This window comes from Aquirufa antheringensis (genome assembly GCF_023921165.1).
In the GTDB taxonomy this organism is placed as follows: domain Bacteria; phylum Bacteroidota; class Bacteroidia; order Cytophagales; family Spirosomataceae; genus Aquirufa; species Aquirufa antheringensis.
Map to the genome: position 1 here is coordinate 319,881 of NZ_CP049835.1, position 22,379 is coordinate 342,259.

Annotated in this window: 21 protein-coding genes and 1 tRNA gene; 19 read left to right on the forward strand and 3 right to left on the reverse strand. The window is 43.9% G+C overall.

Annotated elements, in window-relative coordinates; genetic code table 11:
* Positions 1 to 48 precede the first annotated feature (48 nt).
* Together G9X63_RS01515 and ruvX are read left to right on the forward strand one after the other, a co-directional pair.
* Positions 49 to 597, forward strand: coding sequence for a YcxB family protein (locus tag G9X63_RS01515; RefSeq protein WP_252623534.1), 549 nt, complete (start codon positions 49 to 51; stop codon positions 595 to 597).
* Between the two features lies 1 nt (position 598).
* Complete coding sequence (ruvX, locus tag G9X63_RS01520) at positions 599 to 1,012, forward strand: Holliday junction resolvase RuvX (RefSeq protein WP_130894843.1); 414 nt, start codon at positions 599 to 601, stop codon at positions 1,010 to 1,012.
* Between the two features lie 34 nt (positions 1,013 to 1,046).
* On the opposite strand, the gene G9X63_RS01525 is transcribed toward ruvX, so the two are convergent.
* The gene (locus G9X63_RS01525; RefSeq protein WP_252623537.1) at positions 1,047 to 1,874 is read right to left on the reverse strand and encodes a phytanoyl-CoA dioxygenase family protein; all 828 of its coding nucleotides are present in this window, start codon (positions 1,872 to 1,874) and stop codon (positions 1,047 to 1,049) included.
* A gap of 151 nt (positions 1,875 to 2,025) precedes the next feature.
* Between G9X63_RS01525 and G9X63_RS01530 the strand changes: the two genes are divergently transcribed.
* From G9X63_RS01530 to G9X63_RS01575, 10 genes are all read left to right on the forward strand, one after another.
* Entirely contained in the window at positions 2,026 to 2,871 is an 846-nt protein-coding gene (locus G9X63_RS01530; RefSeq protein WP_252623540.1) for a hypothetical protein, read from the forward strand.
* Positions 2,872 to 2,907: 36 nt separating this feature from the next.
* The gene (locus G9X63_RS01535) at positions 2,908 to 3,654 is read left to right on the forward strand and encodes a transporter (protein ID WP_130894846.1); all 747 of its coding nucleotides are present in this window, start codon (positions 2,908 to 2,910) and stop codon (positions 3,652 to 3,654) included.
* 36 nt (positions 3,655 to 3,690) lie between these two features.
* Entirely contained in the window at positions 3,691 to 5,064 is a 1,374-nt protein-coding gene (locus G9X63_RS01540) for a BatD family protein (RefSeq protein WP_252623543.1), read from the forward strand.
* A 4-nt stretch (positions 5,065 to 5,068) separates the two neighbouring features.
* On the forward strand, positions 5,069 to 6,160 hold the full coding sequence (gene aroC, locus G9X63_RS01545) for a chorismate synthase (protein WP_252623546.1): 1,092 nt from the start codon (positions 5,069 to 5,071) through the stop codon (positions 6,158 to 6,160).
* The gene (locus G9X63_RS01550) at positions 6,157 to 6,597 is read left to right on the forward strand and encodes a nucleoside deaminase (protein ID WP_130894849.1); all 441 of its coding nucleotides are present in this window, start codon (positions 6,157 to 6,159) and stop codon (positions 6,595 to 6,597) included. The genes aroC and G9X63_RS01550 overlap by 4 nt, the downstream gene beginning before the upstream one ends.
* Before the next feature lie 92 nt (positions 6,598 to 6,689).
* Positions 6,690 to 7,301, forward strand: a complete 612-nt coding sequence (locus G9X63_RS01555) for a superoxide dismutase (RefSeq protein ID WP_252623549.1) — start codon at positions 6,690 to 6,692, stop codon at positions 7,299 to 7,301.
* A 91-nt stretch (positions 7,302 to 7,392) separates the two neighbouring features.
* Positions 7,393 to 7,466: transfer RNA gene (locus G9X63_RS01560), tRNA-His, on the forward strand.
* A 158-nt stretch (positions 7,467 to 7,624) separates the two neighbouring features.
* Positions 7,625 to 8,251, forward strand: coding sequence for an NYN domain-containing protein (locus G9X63_RS01565; RefSeq protein ID WP_130894856.1), 627 nt, complete (start codon positions 7,625 to 7,627; stop codon positions 8,249 to 8,251).
* 9 nt (positions 8,252 to 8,260) lie between these two features.
* Positions 8,261 to 8,899, forward strand: coding sequence for a carotenoid biosynthesis protein (locus G9X63_RS01570; RefSeq protein WP_252623552.1), 639 nt, complete (start codon positions 8,261 to 8,263; stop codon positions 8,897 to 8,899).
* Between the two features lie 31 nt (positions 8,900 to 8,930).
* Positions 8,931 to 9,812 (forward strand): MerR family transcriptional regulator, encoded by an 882-nt coding sequence (locus G9X63_RS01575; RefSeq protein WP_252623555.1) that lies wholly within the window; start codon positions 8,931 to 8,933, stop codon positions 9,810 to 9,812.
* On the opposite strand, the gene G9X63_RS01580 is transcribed toward G9X63_RS01575, so the two are convergent.
* Entirely contained in the window at positions 9,809 to 10,870 is a 1,062-nt protein-coding gene (locus tag G9X63_RS01580; protein WP_252623557.1) for a mannose-1-phosphate guanylyltransferase, read from the reverse strand. The two genes, G9X63_RS01575 and G9X63_RS01580, sit on opposite strands and share 4 nt — an antisense overlap.
* A 4-nt stretch (positions 10,871 to 10,874) precedes the next feature.
* Positions 10,875 to 11,906 (reverse strand): DUF3089 domain-containing protein, encoded by a 1,032-nt coding sequence (locus tag G9X63_RS01585; protein ID WP_252623560.1) that lies wholly within the window; start codon positions 11,904 to 11,906, stop codon positions 10,875 to 10,877.
* 208 nt (positions 11,907 to 12,114) lie between these two features.
* Between G9X63_RS01585 and G9X63_RS01590 the strand changes: the two genes are divergently transcribed.
* The 7 genes from G9X63_RS01590 to G9X63_RS01620 all read left to right on the forward strand — a co-directional run bounded on the left by G9X63_RS01590 (position 12,115) and on the right by G9X63_RS01620 (position 22,378).
* Positions 12,115 to 14,997: a TonB-dependent receptor gene (locus tag G9X63_RS01590; protein WP_130894860.1), complete on the forward strand. Its 2,883-nt coding sequence runs from the start codon at positions 12,115 to 12,117 to the stop codon at positions 14,995 to 14,997.
* 83 nt (positions 14,998 to 15,080) lie between these two features.
* Positions 15,081 to 17,915, forward strand: a complete 2,835-nt coding sequence (gene uvrA / locus G9X63_RS01595) for an excinuclease ABC subunit UvrA (RefSeq protein WP_252623562.1) — start codon at positions 15,081 to 15,083, stop codon at positions 17,913 to 17,915.
* 80 nt (positions 17,916 to 17,995) lie between these two features.
* On the forward strand, positions 17,996 to 19,264 hold the full coding sequence (locus tag G9X63_RS01600; protein WP_338079073.1) for a 4Fe-4S dicluster domain-containing protein: 1,269 nt from the start codon (positions 17,996 to 17,998) through the stop codon (positions 19,262 to 19,264).
* A gap of 3 nt (positions 19,265 to 19,267) precedes the next feature.
* Positions 19,268 to 20,257, forward strand: a complete 990-nt coding sequence (locus tag G9X63_RS01605; protein ID WP_252623568.1) for an alpha/beta hydrolase — start codon at positions 19,268 to 19,270, stop codon at positions 20,255 to 20,257.
* Between the two features lies 1 nt (position 20,258).
* Entirely contained in the window at positions 20,259 to 21,128 is an 870-nt protein-coding gene (locus G9X63_RS01610; protein WP_252623571.1) for a sterol desaturase family protein, read from the forward strand.
* Positions 21,128 to 21,901 (forward strand): (Fe-S)-binding protein, encoded by a 774-nt coding sequence (locus G9X63_RS01615; protein ID WP_252623573.1) that lies wholly within the window; start codon positions 21,128 to 21,130, stop codon positions 21,899 to 21,901. Before G9X63_RS01610 ends, G9X63_RS01615 begins: the two co-directional genes overlap by 1 nt.
* 3 nt (positions 21,902 to 21,904) lie before the next feature.
* On the forward strand, positions 21,905 to 22,378 hold the full coding sequence (locus G9X63_RS01620; RefSeq protein ID WP_252623576.1) for a hypothetical protein: 474 nt from the start codon (positions 21,905 to 21,907) through the stop codon (positions 22,376 to 22,378).
* Position 22,379 lies beyond the last annotated feature (1 nt).

Sequence of the window (22,379 nt, forward strand, 5' to 3'; positions counted from 1 at the left end):
CAATTTTCGTACCTTTACGCCTTAATTAGCGTTTAAAAATCATTCCATATGTCTAAAATGTACGGTGCTCAACAGCGCCAAATGCAAGTACCTTCGAATCCCTTAGCGATCAAAACGAAGAAATTCGCCTTAGAAAAAAACAAGTTTGTGGGTTTGTGTATGCGTCAGCTTTTCTCTAACCAGTGGAAGTTTGCGTTTATCCCTTTAGCTCTTGTTTTAGGAAATGTGGCTTTGAACTTAACAGGGACGTATAAAAACTATTGGATTTATATTTTCATCGCCATCGGTGTGATTGGATATATTCTTTTCTGGTTAATTCAGTTTACCGGAATCACACAATTAGCGCAATACAAGCAACTTTTTGATAAATACCGCTACGAAATCGATAGCCGCCAAATCTTCATGAAGCTTTCTGATAAAGAAGGTGGAATGATCAAATGGGATATGATTTTAGGTGCATACAAAGATAAGGACGCCTACGTTCTTGAGATGGGTAAATACCAATTCTTGCACTTGCCATTCAGCGTGTTTAATAACGATAATGACAAGAAATTACTCGATAAGATTTTGCGCGACAAAGGGTATTTAAATTCCTAAGATGGGGCGCATTCTAGCGATTGATTTTGGGTTAAAACGAACGGGCATCGCGGTCACGGATCCTTTGCAGATTATTGCAAATGGGCTAGACACCGTCCCTACCCATACTTTATTAGTATTTTTACAAACCTATTTCGCGAAGGAAACGGTGGATCAAGTAGTGATCGGAATGCCTAAAAATCTAGACAATACTGATACAGATTCCACTGCCGGTGTTCGCATTTTTATCAAAAGCTTTCGCAAGAAGTTTCCCTTGATTCCTTTAGAAGAACATGACGAGCGTTTTACCTCTAAGCTTGCCATGCAAGCAATGATAGCAGGAGGGATGTCGAAGAAGGATCGAAGAGAAAAAGGAACTGTCGATCGGGTCTCGGCCACGATCATCTTACAATCTTATTTAGAATCAAAGTCATAAAAAAAAGCGGCCCTTCGAAAAGAGCCGCTTTTTTTTATTTCGTTACCACCTTTGCAAATCGATGGTAGAATGGAGTCTTACTTTGATCTGTTTTCGGTTTGTATTTACCCGTAATAATCGGAACATACATCACGCGACGACGGGATTTTTCTCCCACATTAGGAGAAACCTCCACGCGGTGCCATAAGCGGCCATCGTGAATGGTTAAATCGCCACGTTCGATTTCGAATGCCGCTTCTCTTGGATCTGGTTTATGGTCGATGAATTGCTTCTTCCCAAACAATAATTTCAACACCCCTTGTGTGTGTGTTCCCGGTAAAACACGAAGGCCACCATTCGAAGAAGGGCAGTTATCTAGGTGAATTCCTACGTTTAACATCGGAAGGATTTTTTGCCCTAAGAACAAATCACGCGGGCTATCCGTGTGCCAGCCCATTTGGCTGAACTTCGAATTCGGTTGATTGATATAGTGATTAAAGACTAATCCATCTTTCTCATCTTCGCTAATACGTCCCTCGTAAGGAGCTAGCAATTCGATTAATAATTGCAAGCGAGGATCTTTGATTAATTCGGCTAAAACAGGGCTAAACTGATTCGTAAAGCACATGCGTTGAATCATCGGATTTCCTTCGTGGTCTTTGCCAAACTTTAAAGGAATCCCTTTTACCTTTTCAATGCCTTCTTCCAGCCATTGCTTCTCGATTTTCGCTAATTCCGAAATGAAAAGTTCCGCTGTTTCTGGCTCAATAAACTTCTTAAAGTGAATTACTCCATACTTCTTGAAGTATTCTTTCTGCTCTTCCGTCAGCTTTTCGCCTAACGCAAAGGTTTTGTATTCAAATTTCGCAGATGTTTTTTTCATAAGGTAATGGTAATGAATTCGGGATGCAATTTACGGCAATATGAATGAATTATAGTTATCGCCTTCTTGATTTCTGATGAAAATCAAGTTTTTGATATATAAAAGCGTCAAAAAATGCCGAACTTTGTGGCTCGAATGTAAGATCCGTCCCATGAAAAAAATCCTATTAATTGCATTGTTTAGCCTCATTAATCTGTCAGCATTTTCACAACAAACGAATAAAAAGGGTGCCTATTACATCACCTGGGGGTATAATCGGTCTAGTTATGCTAATTCGGATATTCGTTTTATAGGTCCAGGATATGACTTTACCTTATTAAATGCGGAGGCATTAGATGCACCCACGCCTTTAAGTGAGTTTAAAACTTATGTAGATCCCGGTTTATTGTCGATTCCGCAGTTCAATTTCCACGCGGGTTACTTCATTAGGGATAATCTTTCTATTAGTATTGGTTGGGATCATATGAAATATGTGGTGACTGACGGCCAAACCGTCAAAGTGAATGGCTATATTAATCCACAAACATCTGCTCCAGCCATTTCGGTGGACCCTGCTTATGTGGGGACCTTTAATCAAACACCTTTAGTTTTAAACCCAGAGAAATTCGTTCATTTAGAGCATACAGATGGCTATAATTATGCCTCTATTGAACTAGAGCACTATAATTCGGTTTATCAAAGTCCTAAAAGTCGTTTTGCTATTGATTGGATGCAAGGCGTCGGAATAGGAGCCTTAGTGCCACGTTCAGATGTACATGTTTTCGGAGTAGGCCAAAATAATTTCTGGAACCTAGCCGGCGGAGGAGCTTCCTTGAAGACGGGATTGAAGTTTAATTTAAGCAAACTTTTGTTTTTCGAAACGACCATAAAGACAGGAGCTACTAAATTATGGGATATTCGTACTACAGGACGCCCGGTAGATCATGCGGAACAGAGCATCTATTTTGCGGAGTTTTACGGGGCTTTAGGATTTACAATTAAAGGTTCTTCTAAATAATTTTTTAGACTAGGCTAAAAATTGCTATCTTCGTGTATGTTTACACGAGTGTTAATCCTATTCTTGATTTCTTTCGCAGCTTTTTCGCAGAGCGAGGGTCGTATCGAAACAGATCGCCCGGATCAAACAGAATGTCCCTTCATCGTGAAAAAAGGATATTTGCAGGCTGAATTAGGCTTTAATCGCTCAAGCCGAGAATATTTATTTCCCACTTCCTTAGTAAAATATGGACTAAGTAAGCGATTGGAATTGCGCTATGTTTCTGTTTTAGCGAAAGAGCCAGGGATGGAAACCCGTTTTCAGACCGAGGCTTTTGGATTTAAATGGGCTATATTTCAGCCTTCCGGAGTTCAGTCATCAGGTTGGATCCCCCGCACCTCGGTGATTGTTCATTATAACTGGGATCACCAAAATCGGGATTTCTCCGAGAAAAATTTGCGTGGACACTCGATAGGTGACGTGGTTTTTACGATGCAAAATGATTTCAATGAGCGTTCCGGCATAGGGTACAATATTGGAACAGAAATGCATTCGAATGGATCATTTGAAGGGATATATCGGGTAGCACCCAATGTGTTGATTGGTAAGAGGGGTTATGCCTATGTAGAGGTTTTTGGAAGATTTCCTGCGTCAGAATTTGCGGATCATTCCTATGATGCCGGTTTTGCCTATTATGTAAACGATGACTTGAAATTAGATATATCGGCAGGCCAAAGTTTTCTCCACCCCGAAGATCAGTATATAGCGATTGGCTTATCTTTTCGACTTCGAATTGCCCGATAATGCGGTCAATGAATCAGGATTTCTTAAATTGCAGTAATGAGACGGATTTTCATTTTCTTTTGGGTCTTTTTACTCGCCTTCACCGAGTTGCGCGCACAAGCTAGCTTACTAGTGGGGGAGAAAAGCATCACCCTAGAGGAGAATTTCGCTTTATCCTTTGTGCTCAAATCAGCTAATGCAAATGTGGAAACGCCTACTTATAAATTCCCAGAACTTCCAGGTCTGCGAAAACTAGGGGTTTCTCGTTCGAAAGCTACCGATATTCAAAACGGAGAACCGGTGTATTCTTTTACCTTCTCGCAATATTACCAAGCCTCTAATCCGGGGACCCTACTTATTCCTGCAGCCGAAATCATTGTGAATCAGCAGTCCTTAAAAATGGATGGTTTTGCGCTGCAAGTGAGTGCTTCAGAACAAAAAGAAGAGATTGTTGAAGAAACTAAAGCGCAAATTGAAGAACTTTTTAAGGGTCAAAACTCTGTATTTTTGGCATTAACCTCCACTCAGTTACAGCCTTTCGTGGGCCAAGGGTTTACCCTTAAGTTCTCCCTATTTATTCCAGACGATAATTCGACACGCTATAGCTTTGATCGAAATGATATTCAAATTCCAGCCTTAATTCAGAAAATTCGCCCTAAAAACTGCTGGGAAGAGAGTTTTGGCTTGCAAGAAGTGAAGGTTTCGAAAGTGGTTTATAAGAATAAAAAATATACGGAATACCGATTCTTTCAATCGACCTATTTCGCTTTAGACAATCAAAAAAGAGTGATTCCATCGGTGAGTTTGCAGCTGTTAAAAAATGCGGATAAGGTTGTTTTTAGCTCGAAGCCTATCGTTATTATGCCTAAAGAATTGCCTAACCATCCCTTAAAGGGAAAGGTACCTGTGGGGGATTTTCGATTAATCGAAACCTTATCACGGGAGCAGGTTCAGACAGGAGACACGGTTGTTTATGTTTCGAGTGTGGTGGGTGATGGGAATAGTATTCTGTGGGATTCGAAGTTAATCGAGTCCGATTATTTCTTGAATTTCTTTCCCGTGGGGACTCAAAGTTCCGTTTATCCCTATGGCGATAAAATGTTAGGCAATAAAACAGAGAAAATACTGATTATTCCATCGCAACCGGGTAAATTTGCATTTAAATCCTATTTTAAATGGATCTATTTTAACACGCGGACGGCGAGCTATGATACCTTGCGCTCTGGCATTACGCTTGCGGTGAGTGGTCAACCTTCGGATCGCCTTTTAAATACACAATCGGAAACGATGTTGTTGTATCGGGGACTAGAGAAATTAGCGGCAGACAAAGTGATTGGCTATCGCTGGATTGATTGGAAACAGATTTTTAATGCTTTTTTAGGGCTGGTTTTACTCTGGCTTCTTATTTTGATAATTAAGGCCAAAAAATAATAGTATGGGCAGTATATACGGTAAGATATTTCAAATTAGCACCTTTGGTGAGTCGCATGGCGCCGCGGTAGGAGTGGTAGTGACAGGTTGTCCGGCGGGAGTTGATTTCGATTTGGATTTTATTCAATCGGAATTAGATCGCCGCAAACCGGGTCAATCGCGCATCACGACGCAACGTAAAGAAGCGGACTCAGTGGAAGTAGTTTCTGGTGTATTCGAAGGTAAAACGACGGGTACGCCCATCGCGATGCTCGTTTGGAATGGAGACCAGCGTTCGAAGGACTATTCGCACATCGCGGATCAGTTCCGTCCTTCGCACGCCGATTTTACCTACCAAGAAAAATATGGTGTTCGCGATTACCGTGGAGGCGGCCGTAGCTCGGCGAGAGAAACGGTGGCGCGGGTGGCTGCTGGGGCTTTGGCAAAATTAGTATTAAACCAATTAGGGGTTAAAATTACCGCCTACGTTTCACAAGTAGGAACCTTAAAATTAGCAACGCCTGTAGAGCAACTGGATTTAGCGGTTGCAGAAACAAACGCCGTGCGTTGTCCTGACACCCAATTAGCCGAAGAAATGTTCTCCTATATCGATGAAATCCGCAAGCAAGGGGATTCCGTGGGAGGTGTCGTTTCTGCCTACATCACGGGTTGCCCGGTGGGTTTAGGCGAACCTGTTTTCGATAAATTACACGCTGAATTAGGCAAGGCGATGTTAAGCATAAATGCCGTAAAAGGCTTTGAATACGGTTCTGGATTTGATGGAGTTGAACTCCGCGGATCTCAGCACAACGATATCATCGTCAAAGACGAAGCCGGAAAAGTAAGCACGGTTACCAACCATTCAGGCGGTATTCAAGGAGGGATTTCGAATGGCGAGCCCATCTATTTCCGCGTAGGATTCAAGCCGGTGGCTACGATTATGCAGGATCAGGATAGTTTGAACAATTCCGGAGAAAAGATTGTTGTATCAGGCAAAGGTCGTCACGATCCTTGTGTCGTGCCACGCGCCGTGCCTATTGTGGAGGCGATGTCTGCGATCGTATTATTAGATTTCTATTTACGTCATCGTTTGACAAAATTATCGGACGTTTTATGATTCCAAACGAGGATGAATATTATATGAGCCTTGCGCTGAAACAAGCGGAGCGGGCTTTAGAGGACGAAGAAATTCCGGTAGGAGCAGTGGTCGTTTGCCAAGGAAAAATTGTGGCAAAGGCCTATAACCAAACGGAAATTTTGACCGACGTAACGGCACACGCAGAGATGATTGCGATCACCTCTGCCGCCCAAACAATCGGCGCTAAGTATTTGAAAGATTGCACGCTTTACGTGACCCTGGAACCTTGCCTCATGTGTGCAGGGGCCATTTATTGGTCACAGTTAGGGCGATTAGTGTACGGTGCTTCAGAAGAGAAGCGCGGCTTTGAAAAACTAGGAACAGGCATTTTACACCCGAAGACAGAGATTGTTGGCGGGGTTTTGGCAAACGAATCAGAACAACTATTAAAGGAGTTCTTTTCGATGCGACGCTAATAAAATGGTAAATGGTGAATGGTTAATGGTAAATAAAAAGCCAAAACATTCACCATTTACCACTTACCATTCACCATTTAAATTATACTATTATGTCATTTACATTAGCCCCATTACCTTATGCAAACAATGCGTTAGAGCCGCATTTCGATGCATTAACCATGGAAATCCACCATGATCGTCACCACAATGCGTACGTGACGAATTTGAACGCAGCGGTAGCTGGAACGGGATTAGAAGGAAAGTCTTTGGAAGAATTATTCACTTCTATCTCTACCTTATCTCCGGCAGTTCGTAACAACGGTGGTGGTCACTTTAACCACGATTTATTCTGGAATATCTTATCGCCAAACGGTGGTGGAGCTCCAGTAGGCACTTTAGCGAAAGCGATTGATGCGAAATTTGGTTCTTTTGATGCCTTTAAAGAAGAGTTTAAGAAAGCGGGTTTAACGCGTTTCGGTTCAGGCTGGGCGTGGTTAGTAGCGCAGAAAGATGGTTCAGTAGCGGTTTCAAGCACGCCTAACCAAGACAATCCATTGATGGATGTGGCTGATGTAAAAGGCTTCCCTGTGATTGGATTAGACGTTTGGGAGCATGCTTACTATTTGAAATTCCAAAACAAGCGTCCTGATTACATCGATGCATTCTGGAGTGTAGTGGATTGGAACAAAGCAGAAGCGCGTTACCAAGCGGCTCAGAAATAATACAATTGGACGGGAGGATGAAAATTCTCCCGTTTTTTTCGGCTTTCTTTTGCAATATTGGAAGCTTTGCGTATTTTTGCAGTCCCAAATGGCGGTTGTAGCTCACTCGGTTAGAGCACTGGTTTGTGGTACCAGGGGTAGTGGGTTCGAATCCCATCATCCGCCCAGAATGCCTCAGTAGAAATACTGGGGCATTTTTTGTGGTTTTTTTTCTTATATTAGAATGCTCTTAAAATAGTAAATGCCCCACCGAGGCGGGGCATCGGCCCAAAGATGCTATCTTTGGGGGAGCTCAACACAAAGATAAATTTAAGCACAGGCGAATGCAAGCAGATGAAAAGAAAAAATTACGAGTAATGGCCTATGTAGATGGGTCTAACTTGTATTTTGGGATGATTGAATCCGGCGCTCGCAAATGCAAGTGGTTAAATGTCTATCAATTGATGAAGAGCTTTGTTCGTTCGAATCAAGAACTAGTGGGGGTGAAGTTTTTTACCAGTCGAATTACCCATAATCCGCCCAAAGAGAAGCGTCAAACCACTTACTTAGAAGCGCTTGAATCGACAGGTGTAGAGCTGATTTATGGTTCTTATCACGCGAAATTCGAGGATTGCAGGGAATGCGGGCATCAATGGGTCGTACCTTCTGAGAAGATGACGGACGTGAATTTAGCGACTCACTTGATCATGGACGCGCATTTAGATGTGTACGATATAGCCATTGTTGTTTCTGGGGATAGTGACTTTGTCCCCTGCATCGAGGCCGTGAATACGACCTTTTTAGATAAGTCGGTGGTCGTATTTTTTCCTCCGGGACGGCACAATAATTCAGTGGCAGAGGTCGCTCGGGCAAATCAAATCATTGGCCGCCCTAAATTAGTTGAAAGTCAATTTCCCCCTAAAGTGGTGAAAGTAGATGGATATGTCTTAGAAAAGCCGGAAGGCTGGTAAATTAATCCTATGAATCCTGTATTTCTGAAACGTTTTTTGATTGTCTTGTATGCGGCCGGTTTAATCGGGATGCATTTACATGCAACAGCGGCCTTGTTTACGTCACTCGTTCCATTGACCCTTTGGTTTACGGCCTTCATTTGTCTGGTGTATTTTCCCAAACCTTCCTTTCAAGCCTACCTTTTTCTAGGTGTATTGGCGATTGCGGCTTGGTATTTAGAGGTGCAGGGTGTGAGAACGGGTCAAATTTTTGGTCAGTACTCTTATGGTAAGACCTTAGGTTTTCAAGTATTGAATGTGCCTATTACAATTGGTTTGAATTGGTTAGTGCTGGTAGTAGCAACGAATGCGCTGGTAGAAGAGTGGAACATAGCCGGGAAAATCAGTAAAGCAGCCTTAGGCGCGGGATTAATGACGGCTTTGGATTTCTTAATTGAGCCAGTGGCTGTGCATTTTGACTTTTGGACCTGGGCTGGAGTCCAAGTGCCCACCCAAAATTTTATTGCCTGGTGGTTTGCCTCTTTTGTTTTTCATTTGGCCTATCAAAATACGCCCTTCCCGTCGAAATCTAGCCTATTTAGACTCATTGCTGCCCTGCAATTTTTGTTCTTTTTAGGACATTGGCTATTTTTGCAATTTAATTTCTAAACATTTTCATTAACCTGGTGTTACCACTATAATGAACGTATACTCCATAAAGGATTTAGAGAATTTCAGTGGTATCAAGGCCCATACCATACGTATTTGGGAGCAGCGCTACCATTTGCTGAGTCCTGTGCGTACTGAGACCGGCATACGGACCTATTCTGATGTAGAGTTAAAGCGAATTTTAAATATTGCAACCCTCCAAAATAAAGGAGGAATCAAGATTTCCAAGATTGCCGAATTATCCGAAGCGGAAATTTCCGAGAAAATTTTACAGCTTTCAGGGGGTGATTTAGATTATCCGGAGCACATTCAGGCCATTACGGTGGCCATGATGGATTTAGATGAGTACCGTTTTCAGGAATTGGCGAAGTCCATTACCAAGGCTTATGGTTTTGAGAACTTCATGCTAAAAGTGATTTACCCGTTCTTAACGCGTCTAGGCACTTTGTGGCTTTCTGGTTCTGTGGGTCCAGCGCAAGAGCACTTCATTACGCATTTAATTCGCCAAAAAATCATCGCAGCCATCGATTCTCAAATGGCTAAACCGAAGGCGAATGCCAAGAAATTCTTACTATACCTTCCAGAAGGGGAATTGCATGAAATTGGCTTGCTTTTTGCGAGTTATTTAATCCGTGCACGACAGCATTCAGCGGTTTATTTAGGACAATCTTTACCCTTCGATGAATTGTGTTTGGCCTACGAAATACATCAGCCGGATTATGTATTCAGCGTTTTTACGACCGAACCTTCCCAAGATGTCTTGCCCACTTACGTGGCAGACCTAGATAAGCACCTACCAGAGGCTACGATTATGTTAACGGGATATAATGTGCTGCATTCACCTGAGCCCATTCCAGCTAGAATTCAATTGATAAGCGACTTCAATTCCCTGATTCAGTTGATTGAGTCCTAGCTGAAGTTCGGATCTAGCTTTGTCGCATCTTCCACGAATTGTTTCACTTGCTGCTCCTGATCTTTGGGACAAATCATCAACACATTTCCATGTTCCGCTACGATGTAATTCGATAAGCCGTGAATCACCACTAATTTATCCTTAGGCGCCTTGATGATGCAATCGTTCGTTTCATATAGCATCACTTGGGCATCTACAGCGTTTTGCAACTCATCTTTTTCATTGATTTCGTGCAAGGATTTCCAGGTGCCTAAATCAGACCAACCGATGTCCGCTAAAATCACTTTCACCTCGCGTGCTTTCTCCATCACGCCGTTATCCATCGAAATGCTCTTGCAAACGGCATAAACCTTCCGAATAAATTCAGGCTCTTGTTCGGTATAATAAAAGGCGCGACCCTCTTCGAATTGCTCTGCTAAGCGGGAAAGGTGTTTTGTTAACTCGTGTTTAAAAGTAGGAATCGAGAAAACGAATAATCCAGCGTTCCATACGTAATCGCCGCTCTCTAAAAAAGCCTCAGCTAATTCTACGTTAGGTTTTTCCGTAAAGGTTTTCACCGTTTTCGCTGTTTCGTTCGACTCTTGGTATTGAATGTAGCCATAACCGGTGTCAGGTCGGGTAGGAACGATGCCCAAGGTCACTAAAACAGGTTCTTTCGCTGCCTCTAAAGCCTCGTTAACACGCGCCTTGAACGCCTCTTCTTTTAAAATGACGTGATCTGCTGGAGCTACGATTATTTTCGCTTTTGGATGCTTTTTGCTGATCTTATAAGCCGCATAGGCGATGCAAGGAGCCGTATTTTTGCGTTGCGGTTCTTTGAGGATTTGGTCTGGACTTAAGAAAGGCAATTGTTCTTGTACGATCCCCGCGAATTCCTCGCTGGTGACGACGTAGATGTTTTCTGGAGCGACAATTCCTTCAAAACGTTCTGCCGTTTGTTGCAGCATCGTTTTGCCCACGCCTAAGACGTCGTGGAATTGTTTAGGATAATTACTTCTGGAGATGGGCCAAAACCGGGTTCCGATTCCACCCGCCATAATGACAAGGCAAGTAGGCATAAGCTTATTTTTGACTGAGGAACGTGTTCACACGTAAGACAGCGTTTTCTCTAATGTTGTGGTAAAATAAATTAATGTCAGCCTTGTGCCAGTTTTTTAATTTGACAAAAGAGCGACCAGGAACATACGGCGTATTCGTCCAAAGGATACCTAAATGATTCTGCGCATCCGCAAACTCTTTCACGTATTTAAATCCGTAGGAAACGCCTCCGCTATTTTTTTCTTTCGATGCAAAGTTTTCATCCGTCGACCAGGTCAATGGATTCACTGAAGCTAATGCGGTGGCTGTACCCGGGTGCCAAGGCGGCAAATAGCCTTGTAGAAAAGTCGTGTAGGCGACAAAACATCCAGTTTGTGTAGGTGAACTGCAAACAGGGATATTTTTAAACGTGTTGGTAGGCGTCGCTATCCCAATGATATAGGCCGCCACCAGTTGTTTCTCCAGATCTTTTCCATCAAAATATTCTTTCAAAAGACGAGTAGCATGAACCGTTCCTTGGCTATGGCTGGCGATGATAATGGGTCTGCCTTTATTCTCATGAGTTACATAATAGTCAAAGGCTCTTTTCACATCGGAATAAGCTACGTCTAATGCCGCGTCCTTATCCTCTTTATATTCCGTGACAAAAGCTTGGTAATGTGCCTGGCGGTACCGGGGAGCGAAAATGCGTCCAGCGGCATTAAAAGCGGTGGCCTGATTTAGGATGGTTGAACTATCTACGCTGGTGTTCAATGCCGCATCTGTCATGGAGGCATTCCAAATGTATTCGTTTTCCGGCTTATAGGTGAAAATGGTGGGGTGAATGAAAAAGACATCCGCTTTCGCATCTGCTTGCCCATCCTGTAGTATTGATTTCCGTGGGACTAAATCTGCTGCATCGTATCGGGATGGCAAGGCAGCCCAAGCGGCTGGGTTTGCATAATCCATTTCAGCTGGCTGAGGAGCGTCTTTCCACCTGGTGCTCAGGGCATAAGGAGTCTGGTTGCTTGCGCAAGCGCTCAGGAAAAGTAGACATAAAAAAGCAAGAGCTCTCATAGCAGTAATTTATACACAAAGCTACTAGTTTAATCCCCCTTTTTAAAATTAAATGATTGAGCGGTCGACTTTGTAGATAAGCGATTAAATTATTTTCTGAAAAACTAGTAATTTTTTAATACAAACATAGTGTTGAATACTGAAATCTTCTCTATTTTTGTTGTAATTCGAGTATCCAAAACAAATTGTGTCATTAAAAACACCCATTATGAAAAAAATTATACAACAGATTTTACCTAGCCTTGCGCTTATTCTGTTCTTAAGTGCATCCACTTTTGCTCAGACTAAAATAGGTGGTAAGGTAACGGATGCAGATTCTAAAGAGCCATTAATTGGTGTTAGTATCGGCGTAAAAGGAGCAGTAACGGGAACAATTTCAGATTCCAAAGGTAACTTCTCGCTATCAACGAACAAACCAGGAGCCTTAACGATCGTCGTTTCGATGGTAGGTTATGAGCGCCAAGAAATTCCCGTAAAAGGAAATAAGACCGATTTTCAAATCGCTTTAAAAGAGCAAGCGACTTTGGCTCAAGACGTAGTCGTTTCTGCGTCACGTGTAGAGGAAAGCGTTATGCAGTCACCTGTTTCAGTAGAGCGCTTGGACATTCGGGCGATTCGCGAAACTCCTGCTGCCTCTTTCTACGACGCGATGCGTAATATCAAAGGCGTAGAGGTAAGTGCACAATCGGTGTCTTTCTCATCTATCGGTATGCGTGGATTTAACAGCAACGGTAACGTTCGTGTGGTTCAAATGATCGACGGTATGGATAACCAAGCGCCAGGTTTGAACTTCTCGGTAGGTAATATCGTAGGTATTTCAGAATTAGATTTACAATCAGTGGACTTATTGCCAGGAGCTGCGTCTGCTTTATACGGCCCTAACGCGATGAACGGTATTATCTTAATGGATTCGAAATCACCTTTCTTATTCCAAGGTTTGTCTGCTCAAGTGAAAACAGGAGCCATGTATGCTAGCAATCGTACGGAAACGACGACTCCTTATGGAGATATCTCGATTCGTTTTGCCAAAGCCTTTAACAACAAAGTAGCCTTCAAATTAAACTTCAACCAATTGACAGCGGATGACTGGCAGTCAACAGATACACGTGACCAATCTTTATTGAATGGAACGGTATTAGGAGCGGGTTCTCGTGGTACGAACTTAGCTTACAATGGTGTGAGTGTATATGGTGATGAGACGAACGTGAATATGTTAACTTCATTGAAGCCATTATTAGGAGTTCCTACGAATCCATTAACGGCAGGTATCAATCAGATCTCTGCTGCTACCGGTGGTTTGTTAACTCCATCTGCGATCTTAGGTTACATTGTTCCTAACGTAGCGATCTCTCGTGAAGGCTATGCTGAGCGTGATTTATCTTCTTATGCAAACCGCAACATCAAGTTCAACGCCGCTTTACACTACCGTTTTAACGACAAGGTGGAGTTGATCTTGCAAGGATCTTATGGTCAAGGTACAACCATGTACACAGGAGCGGATCGTTATTCGATCAAGAACTTCTCTATGGGACAATACAAGGCAGAATTAAAAGGTTCTAACTTCTTCGTTCGTGCGTATACAACGCAAGAGAATTCCGGTGATGCGTATGCAACAGGTACTTTAGGTCAATTAGTCAACGAAGCAGCTAAGCCATCAACAGCTTGGTATCCTCAATACTTCTCGACTTTCGCAGGTTTGGCATTGACAAACTTTGGAACCGTATTACAAACGAACTTATTGAAAGGTGTGGCACCTGCTTCAGCAGTAGGTTTAGCTGTAGCTAGTACACAATCTTCTTTCCCTTACTACCATGGAACTGCTCGTGCGGTTTCAGATGCAGGTCGTTTAGTGCCAGGTACAGCAGCGTTTAACGCGGCGGTGGATGCGATTAAAGCTAAACCACTTCCTCAAGGAGCTAAGTTTACAGATAAGTCAGCTTTATACCACTTAGAGGGTATGTATAACTTGACGGAGAAATTGAATAACAAACTAGAATTGATCGTAGGTGCAAACTTCCGTCAGTATGCCTTGAATTCAGAGGGAACGTTATTTGCTTTACAAGATGATGGAAGCGAGTTTTCTATCAACGAATATGGTGCGTATGCACAAGCATCTAAGAAATTATTTGCAGATCACTTGAAGGTAACGGGTTCACTTCGTTTTGATAAGAATGAGAATTTTGACGGAGTTTATAGTCCGCGTCTTTCTGGAGTGTATACTCAAGGAACGTCTAACTTCCGTGCTTCCGTGCAAACAGGTTTCCGTATCCCTACAACACAGGATCAATACATTAACTTGTTGACTCCATCTGCTCGTTTATTAGGTGGTTTAGCAGTCGTTCAAGATCGTTACAAATTATCGGGTAACTCTTACACGTTACAATCGATCTTAGCAAATCAAACAGATCCTACGAAGTGGGTAACTTACAAGTCGAAGGCTTGGAAGCCAGAGCAGGTTCAAACAGTGGAATTAGGTTACAAAGGAATGATCACACCACAAATGTTCGTGGATTTCTATGCTTACCAATCCAACTTCACGAACTTCTCAGCGGGTCAAGTGGTAGCGCAACCTAGCACGACTTTGGCAGGTTCATTAAACTACTTCTCTTTCCCATCTAACGTAGATAACGAAGTAGTGACTAACGGTTGGGGCTTAGGCATCGACTATGATTTAGGAAATCGTTGGGCATTAGGAACAAACGTTTCTTACAATGCAGTAAAAGACAATGGTGGATTAGCTGATTACCAATTAGGTTTCAACACACCGAACTACCGTACGAACGTTTCTTTAGGAAACCGTAACATCGGAAATTCAGGTTGGGGCTTCAATACGACTTGGAGATACCAAGATCAATTTGTTTGGCAATCCTCTTTTGTGAACCAAGTAGTGAATCAACAACAATTATCGGTGATTCCTGCGTTCTCAACGTTCGATATGCAAGTAAGCAAGAAAGTATCTGAGATTAAGTCGATCATCAAAGTGGGTGGTACGAACTTAGGCGGAGTTGCTTATACAACAGGATGGGGTAACCCATTAATCGGAAGCATGTACTATGTAAGTATCACTTTCGACGAATTGTTGAACAAATAAGATTTTTTGAAATTATGTTGAGGCTGCCCCTAAAAGGGCAGCCTCTTTTTTTGTACCTTTGTGGATCGATCTATTCCCTACCTATGGCTTCTAAAGCGTCTGATTCTACTGGATTTTCCCACATTCAAGTGCTGGGTGCACGCGAGCATAATTTAAAGAATATTGACGTTTCCATTCCGCGCAATCAGCTCGTGGTGGTGACGGGTATTTCGGGCTCGGGAAAATCGTCTTTAGCTTTTGATACGATTTATGCAGAGGGCCAAAGACGGTACATGGAATCGTTCTCCGCCTACGCTCGTTCTTTCCTAGGAAACATGGAGCGCCCGGACGTAGACAAGATCGAAGGCCTTTCGCCGGTGATCTCCATCGAACAAAAGACCACTTCTAAAAATCCGCGTTCTACGGTTGGGACTACCACGGAAATCTACGATTTCTTGCGTCTGCTGTACGCCCGCGCAGGAGAGGCGTTTTCTTATCTTTCGGGGGAGAAAATGGTCAAGCAGTCCGTGGACCAAATCATCGAGACCTTATTAACCCAATTCAACAAAGGCAAAGTCGTTTTACTCGCGCCCGTAGTCAAAGGCCGGAAAGGACATTACCGCGAATTGTTTGTCCAAATCGCGAAATGGGGATATACGAAGGTGCGTATCGATGGAGAAATCATGGACATCGAACCTAAGATGCAGGTCGATCGATTTAAAGTACACGATATTGAAATAGTGGTGGATCGTTTAGTGGTGGCAGAAGACGAACGTTTGCGTTTATCCCAAAGCCTACAAACCGCGATGAACCAAGGCAAAGGACAAGTTTACGTCCTAGATGCTAAGAATAAATTACATTACTTCTCCCAGACCTTAATGGATCCGGCGACCGGTTTGTCCTACGACGAACCCGCACCAAACACTTTTTCATTCAACAGTCCTTACGGCGCATGCCCTTGTTGCAATGGCCTGGGCGTAGTAGAAGAAATTACCGAAGATTCAGTCATTCCAGATCGTTCTTTGAGCATCATTCGTGGTGCCATCGCGCCGATTGGGGAATACCGCGAACTTTGGATATTCAAGCAATTAGAGGTGCTCTTAAAGCCCTTTAAAGTAGGTCTTTCGACTCCCATCGCAAAATTCCCAGCGGAGGCTGTGGAATTGATGTTGTATGGTTCGGATGCGCCAGTCGCGGTGCCGTCTAAGAAATACGAAGGAACGGAATGGAATACGAAATACGATGGTATCGTGAATTTCCTGAAACGCCAGCAAGAGTCAGGTTCTGAAAAGACCCAAGACTGGTTAAAGGATTTTATGATGATCAAAAAATGCCCGGATTGTGATGGGTATCGCTTGAAGAAAGAATCCTTACACTTCCGTATCGCTGATAAACACATCGGGCAATTAGCCCAAATGGATATCAACGAACTCGAGGCTTGGTTCGCTGACGTGGAAACGCGGATGAGCGATCGCCAGCAGCAGATTGGGGTAGAAGTTTTGAAGGAAATTAGAAAACGGGTGGGCTTTTTAACTCAAATCGGGTTGACTTATCTCACGCTCGATCGACCGATGAAAAGTCTTTCTGGAGGAGAGGCGCAGCGGATTCGTTTAGCGACTCAAATAGGGACGCAACTCGTGGGTGTCTTGTACATCATGGATGAGCCGAGTATCGGTTTGCACCAGCGCGATAATGAGAAATTAATACAGGCCTTAAAAGATTTAAGGGACTTAGGTAATTCGGTCTTAGTCGTGGAACACGACAAGGACATGATGCTGGAGTCCGATTATATTTTGGATATCGGTCCGGGTGCGGGTCGCCATGGAGGAAATGTGGTGGGTTCCGGTACACCAGCCGAATTTTTGAAATTGAAGACGCCTACGGCGGCTTATTTGAATGGTGCGCTGGAGATTGCGGTGCCCGCTGTCCGCCGCAAAGGAAATGGTTTGAGTATCGAATTGAAAGGGGCGACTGGGAATAATTTGAAGAACGTGTCGGTGAAGTTTCCGTTGGGGACTTTGACGGTCGTGACGGGGGTTTCTGGGTCCGGGAAATCGACTTTGATTCACGATACTTTGGTGTTAAAATTAAAGCAGCATTTCGATCGTACGAAGCGAGATGCGATGCCGTATAAGTCGATTGTTGGTTTGGAAAATATCGATAAAGTAATCGAGGTGGACCAAAGTCCCATCGGCCGCACGCCTCGTTCTAATCCAGCTACTTATACGAATATGTACAGCGACATTCGTACGCTGTATTGTGAATTGCCAGAATCGAAGATTCGCGGCTACAAGGCGGGACGATTCAGTTTCAATGTAAAAGGTGGCCGTTGTGAAGGTTGTGAGGGAGCGGGTCGCAAGAAGATTGAGATGGAGTTCTTGCCAGATGTATTGGTGGAATGCGAGACGTGTAAAGGAAAGCGTTTTAACCGCGAAACCTTAGAGGTTCGCTTTAAGGGAAAATCGATCTCAGATGTGCTCGATATGACGGTAGAGCAGGCTTTGGAATTCTTCGAAAACCAGCCGCGTATTTTCCGCCGCGTACAGACACTAGCCGAAGTAGGTTTAGGTTATATCACCTTAGGGCAACACGCAACCACCCTTTCAGGCGGCGAGGCCCAACGTGTAAAGCTGGCAGAAGAACTTTCGAAAAAGGATACAGGTAAGACGCTCTATGTCTTAGATGAGCCTACGACTGGTTTGCATTTTCAGGATGTACGTCTTCTTTTAGATGTGTTGCAGAAACTTGTGGACAAGGGAAATACGGTCTTAATCATCGAACACAACATGGACGTCATCAAGGTGGCTGATTACCTCATCGACATGGGTCCTGAAGGCGGAAATGCCGGAGGCCAATTGCTAGCCAGTGGAACGCCGGAGCAGATTGCGAAAGATAAAAATAGTCACACGGGACGTTTTTTGAAAAAGGAATTACCGTAGATTTTTTTTACATTTATGTACTTTCTACATCAACGATGACCTATTTGCCTCAGATACTATTTATCGCCCTTTTAGGGGGTATGTCTTACCTGATTTTTCAGCGATTTTCGCTTATCATACAGACGATTCGCCTAGCGCGTCCCGTGGAATTATCGGATCATCCGTCTGAACGTTTTAAACGAATGGCTTTATTAGCCTTCGGTCAAAAGAAGATGTTTTCTAAGCCTGTTGTCGGCTTTTTTCACTTCCTGATTTACATCGGATTTGTGCTCATTAATATCGAAGTGCTTGAAATTATCTTAGATGGTATTTTAGGGACACATCGCCTTTTTGTTCCTTTTTTAGGCTCTTTCTATGCCGGATTGATGAACTTTTTTGAGATTTTGGCGGGGGGCGTTTTCTTGGCTTGCGTATTCTTTTTTCTCCGTCGTGGGGTATTTCGCACCAGTCGTTTACAAGCCGCTAATCATACAGAATTAGCCGGTTTTCCTGTTAAGGATGCCTATCAAATTTTACTCATCGAAGTTATTCTAATGCTGGCCTTGTGGACGATGAACGGAGCGGATGCGGTGCTGCAAACGCGAGGGGTGGAACATTACCAGCCAGTAGGTTCTTTTGTCATATCTGGTCAGTTAATCAGTATTTTTGCACAGCTTTCGACTTCCGCTTTAATTTTGCTTGAGCGCGGAGCTTGGTGGTTTCACATCCTAGGGATTCTCTCTTTTGCTTTATACGTTACCTATTCAAAGCACTTGCATATCTTTTTTGCCTTCCCGTCCGCTTATTTCTCTAGTCTAGAATCCTCTGCGAAGATGTCTGCGATGCCAGCTGTGACGCACGAGGTGAAGTTGATGTTAGGTCAGCCGGTGGAGGAGCAGCCAGTTACGAATGCGAAGTTTGGGGCCAAAGACGTGATGGACTTAACCTGGAAGAACGCCTTAGATGCGTATTCTTGTACGGAATGTGGCCGTTGCACAGAGCAATGTCCCGCAAACCAGACCGGTCGAGCCTTGTCACCACGCAAAATTATGATGGATACCCGGGATCGATTAGAGGAAGTGGGTGGTATTTTGAGAGCGAATAGAGGGGCTTTTGTGGACGATAGGAAATCATTATTCGATCGAATCTCTGCGGAAGAGTTACGTGCCTGCACGTCTTGTCAGGCTTGTGTAGAAGCTTGCCCGATGGAACTTTCTCCTTTGAATATTATCTTAGAAATGCGTCGCTTCCAGATCATGGAGCTTTCGGATGCACCGGGGGCATGGAATGCCATGTTTGCGAATGTGGAGACGAACCAAAGTCCGTGGAAATTTAACCCTGCCGATCGTTTGAATTGGGCAAAAGAATAAGCTATGAGGAAAATACTTAGAGTACTTGGTGTATTAATTATGGCCTATATCTTAGGGCCCAAACCAGCGGCGCCTGTACTTACGCCTAGTGCGAGTTGGACGGATATCCCGGATTCGGTTAGTCAAATCGATGCCTATATTGCAGCTAAAGAATCGAAGACGGTATTGAAGCCAGGGAATGAGGCGCGTGTTATTTGGGCAGATTCAGCGCAGCCTAAAAAGACCAAAATTGTCTTTATGTACGTGCACGGATTTTCTGCTTCACCTATGGAAGGTGATCCTTTGCACCGGGAGGTGGCGAAGAAATTTGGCGCGAACTTATTGCTAGCTCGCGTGGCAGGTCATGGGGTGCCAGACTCGGATTCTACTTACGCTACAGTAACTGCAGATGACTATTACCAAAGTGTCGAAAACTATTATGCGATCGCTAAGAAATTAGGCGATGAGGTGGTGGTTTTGGGAACGTCTTTTGGGGGAGCGATGTCGCTCGTTTTAGCGGCTAACCATCCGGAAATTAAGGCTTTAATGCTCTACGGACCTTGCATCGCGATCAAAGATCCCAATGCGACCTTATTGGATAATCCGTGGGGATTGCAAATGGCCCACCTGATAACGGGAAGTGATTACCGGGATATTCCAGTGATGGCGCCAGGACACGCGGAAAATTGGAGTTTGCATTATAGACTAGAAGGGGTTGTTGCGGTTCAAAATTTGCTGACGCATGCGATGACAAAAGAAGTCTTTGAAAAGGTGAAAATCCCCGTATTTATGGGTTATTATTATAAAGATGAGGAACACCAGGACAACGTGGTTTCGGTGGATGCTATGAAGGAAATGTATGCCGCTTTAGGCACACCTGCTGCGTTGAAAAGGGAAGAGGCTTTTCCTAATTCGGGCAATCACGTCATTACGTCTAACCTACTCGGTAAATTAACGGATAAACCAATTGCATCGTCGGAGGCTTTCTTGCGCGATGTGGTTAAACTAAACTAAGATGGGACCAACTTTAATTTTATACGCGGTACCCTTTTTCCTATTCACGGTTCTTTTAGAGTCGTATATCGTCTATAAGATGCACCGAGATTACGTGGAGGCAAAGGATTCGATGACGTCCATAGGCTTAGGTTTAGGGAATTTAGGGATTGGATTTGTGACGAAGGCGATTACGTTCGGTGCATCATTTTATGTATACAATAACTGGAAATTGTTTGATTTAGGCCAAACCTGGCCCGTTTGGGTGCTCGCCTTTTTTGGGGAGGATTTAACCTATTATTGGGTTCACCGCATCTCACATGAGATTCGTTTTTACTGGGCTTCCCACATGGTGCACCATTCGTCACCTCATTATAATTTAGCGGCGGCCTTGCGTCAAACCTGGACGGGGAATCTATCAGGTGGTTTTGTCTTTTGGCTTTGGCTACCTTTGATTGGGGTGCATCCGTTTATTGTGATGTTCTTCCAGCAAACGAGTTTACTGTACCAATACTGGATTCACACGGAATTGATTAACAAGATGCCGCGCTGGTTTGAATACATTTTGAATACACCCTCGCACCACCGCGTGCACCACGGGACGGATTTGGATTATCTAGACACGAATTATGCGGGGGTGTTGATTATTTGGGATCGGATGTTTGGGTCCTTCGTGAGTGAAAATCAACGTCCACATTATGGCTTAACGAAGCAGATTGAGAGCTATAATCCGGCTAAAATTGCCTTCTATGAATGGGTTCAGATGGTTAAAGACGTGGCTAGCGCAAAAAGTGTGAAAGCGGCGTTTGGGTATATTTTTGGGCCTCCGGGCTGGAGGGACGATGGAAGTCGATTAACGGTGACGCAAATGCGCGAGCAACAAAAGAAATAATGGAGACGATTAAAACGATGGCTGAGTTCGCCGCAGCGGGGAAGCAGCCGGAATTTCTTTTTTGGGTAGGATGCGCGGGATCTTTTGATGATCGCCACAAGAAAGTGACACGCGCCTTTGCGGAGATATTGCAAAAGGTGGGAATCAGCTTTGCGGTCCTAGGTACCGAAGAATCGTGTACCGGAGATCCAGCACGCCGTGCGGGGAATGAGTTTTTATTCCAAATGCAGGCCATGTCTAACATCGAAGTTTTAAACCTTTATGCGGTAAAGAAAATAGTGACGGCTTGCCCGCATTGTTTTAATACCCTGAAGAATGAATACCCCACGTTAGGCGGGAATTATGAGGTGATTCACCATAGCCAGCTTTTGGCAGAATTAATCTCCTCAGGCAAGATTAAAGCATCTGATGGCTCCTCTCTGGAACAAGTGGCCTACCACGATTCTTGCTACTTAGGCAGAGGAAATGGGGTCTATGAAGCACCGCGCGAGATCATTGCCGGATTGAAAAAGGAACTAATCGAGTTAAAAAGTTGTAGAACAAAAGGCCTCTGCTGTGGAGCAGGCGGCGCACAAGTATTCAAAGAACCGGAAGCGGGCGGCGAAGACGTGCAGGTGAAAAGAGTCCAAGAAATGGTCGATTCTGGAGTCAGTAAAGTGGCCTTAGCATGCCCCTTTTGCATGGTCATGGTCCAAGACGGCCTGAATAAAGTAGGAAAAGAAAAGCACATCCAAGTAGTAGATTTAGCTGAGTTAGTGCAGCAATCCATGTAATATATGTATTTACCCATCGAACAAATGCCTGATCATTCCCGCGTCTGGGTCTATCAAGCGAACCGACCTTTTACGGCACCCGAAACGCAAGCCATTCAGGACTATTTAGCACCAGCCTTAACCCAATGGGCGGCACACGGAGCAGGTTTAAACGCGTCTTTTGAGATTCGCTTTCAACAAGTAATCGTCATCGCGGTGGACGAAACCGTGAATGCAGCCTCCGGCTGTTCGATCGATGCGTCCACGCGTTGGTTTAAGGAGATGGGTACAAACTTAGGAATCGACTTCTTCGATCGCAGTACGGCGGTAGTGGTGGGAGAAGAACTTATCTTGATCCCTTTGGATGCTTTGAAAAACAATCCTTTGCTTTCGCCATCTACTCCAATTATTCCACTTCAAACGGAATCATTGGGCGCTTACCGAGCGGGCTGGTTACAAGCCGCAAACACCACTTGGTTACAACGTTATTTCGCATAAG

Bases quoted from the DNA above. Each gene is read 5' to 3' on its own strand.
- G9X63_RS01555 (WP_252623549.1), top strand. From the start codon at position 6,690: ATGTCATTTACATTAGCCCCATTACCTTATGCAAACAATGCGTTAGAG.
- G9X63_RS01550 (WP_130894849.1), top strand. From the start codon at position 6,157: ATGATTCCAAACGAGGATGAATATTATATGAGCCTTGCGCTGAAACAA.
- uvrA (WP_252623562.1), top strand. From the start codon at position 15,081: ATGGCTTCTAAAGCGTCTGATTCTACTGGATTTTCCCACATTCAAGTG.
- G9X63_RS01565 (WP_130894856.1), top strand. From the start codon at position 7,625: ATGCAAGCAGATGAAAAGAAAAAATTACGAGTAATGGCCTATGTAGAT.
- G9X63_RS01515 (WP_252623534.1), top strand. From the start codon at position 49: ATGTCTAAAATGTACGGTGCTCAACAGCGCCAAATGCAAGTACCTTCG.
- G9X63_RS01615 (WP_252623573.1), top strand. From the start codon at position 21,128: ATGGAGACGATTAAAACGATGGCTGAGTTCGCCGCAGCGGGGAAGCAG.
- G9X63_RS01525 (WP_252623537.1), bottom strand. From the start codon at position 1,874: ATGAAAAAAACATCTGCGAAATTTGAATACAAAACCTTTGCGTTAGGC.
- G9X63_RS01620 (WP_252623576.1), top strand. From the start codon at position 21,905: ATGTATTTACCCATCGAACAAATGCCTGATCATTCCCGCGTCTGGGTC.
- G9X63_RS01530 (WP_252623540.1), top strand. From the start codon at position 2,026: ATGAAAAAAATCCTATTAATTGCATTGTTTAGCCTCATTAATCTGTCA.
- G9X63_RS01535 (WP_130894846.1), top strand. From the start codon at position 2,908: ATGTTTACACGAGTGTTAATCCTATTCTTGATTTCTTTCGCAGCTTTT.
- G9X63_RS01590 (WP_130894860.1), top strand. From the start codon at position 12,115: ATGAAAAAAATTATACAACAGATTTTACCTAGCCTTGCGCTTATTCTG.
- G9X63_RS01610 (WP_252623571.1), top strand. From the start codon at position 20,259: ATGGGACCAACTTTAATTTTATACGCGGTACCCTTTTTCCTATTCACG.
- G9X63_RS01585 (WP_252623560.1), bottom strand. From the start codon at position 11,906: ATGAGAGCTCTTGCTTTTTTATGTCTACTTTTCCTGAGCGCTTGCGCA.
- aroC (WP_252623546.1), top strand. From the start codon at position 5,069: ATGGGCAGTATATACGGTAAGATATTTCAAATTAGCACCTTTGGTGAG.
- G9X63_RS01600 (WP_338079073.1), top strand. From the start codon at position 17,996: ATGTCTTACCTGATTTTTCAGCGATTTTCGCTTATCATACAGACGATT.
- G9X63_RS01575 (WP_252623555.1), top strand. From the start codon at position 8,931: ATGAACGTATACTCCATAAAGGATTTAGAGAATTTCAGTGGTATCAAG.
- ruvX (WP_130894843.1), top strand. From the start codon at position 599: ATGGGGCGCATTCTAGCGATTGATTTTGGGTTAAAACGAACGGGCATC.
- G9X63_RS01540 (WP_252623543.1), top strand. From the start codon at position 3,691: ATGAGACGGATTTTCATTTTCTTTTGGGTCTTTTTACTCGCCTTCACC.
- G9X63_RS01570 (WP_252623552.1), top strand. From the start codon at position 8,261: ATGAATCCTGTATTTCTGAAACGTTTTTTGATTGTCTTGTATGCGGCC.
- G9X63_RS01605 (WP_252623568.1), top strand. From the start codon at position 19,268: ATGAGGAAAATACTTAGAGTACTTGGTGTATTAATTATGGCCTATATC.
- G9X63_RS01580 (WP_252623557.1), bottom strand. From the start codon at position 10,870: ATGCCTACTTGCCTTGTCATTATGGCGGGTGGAATCGGAACCCGGTTT.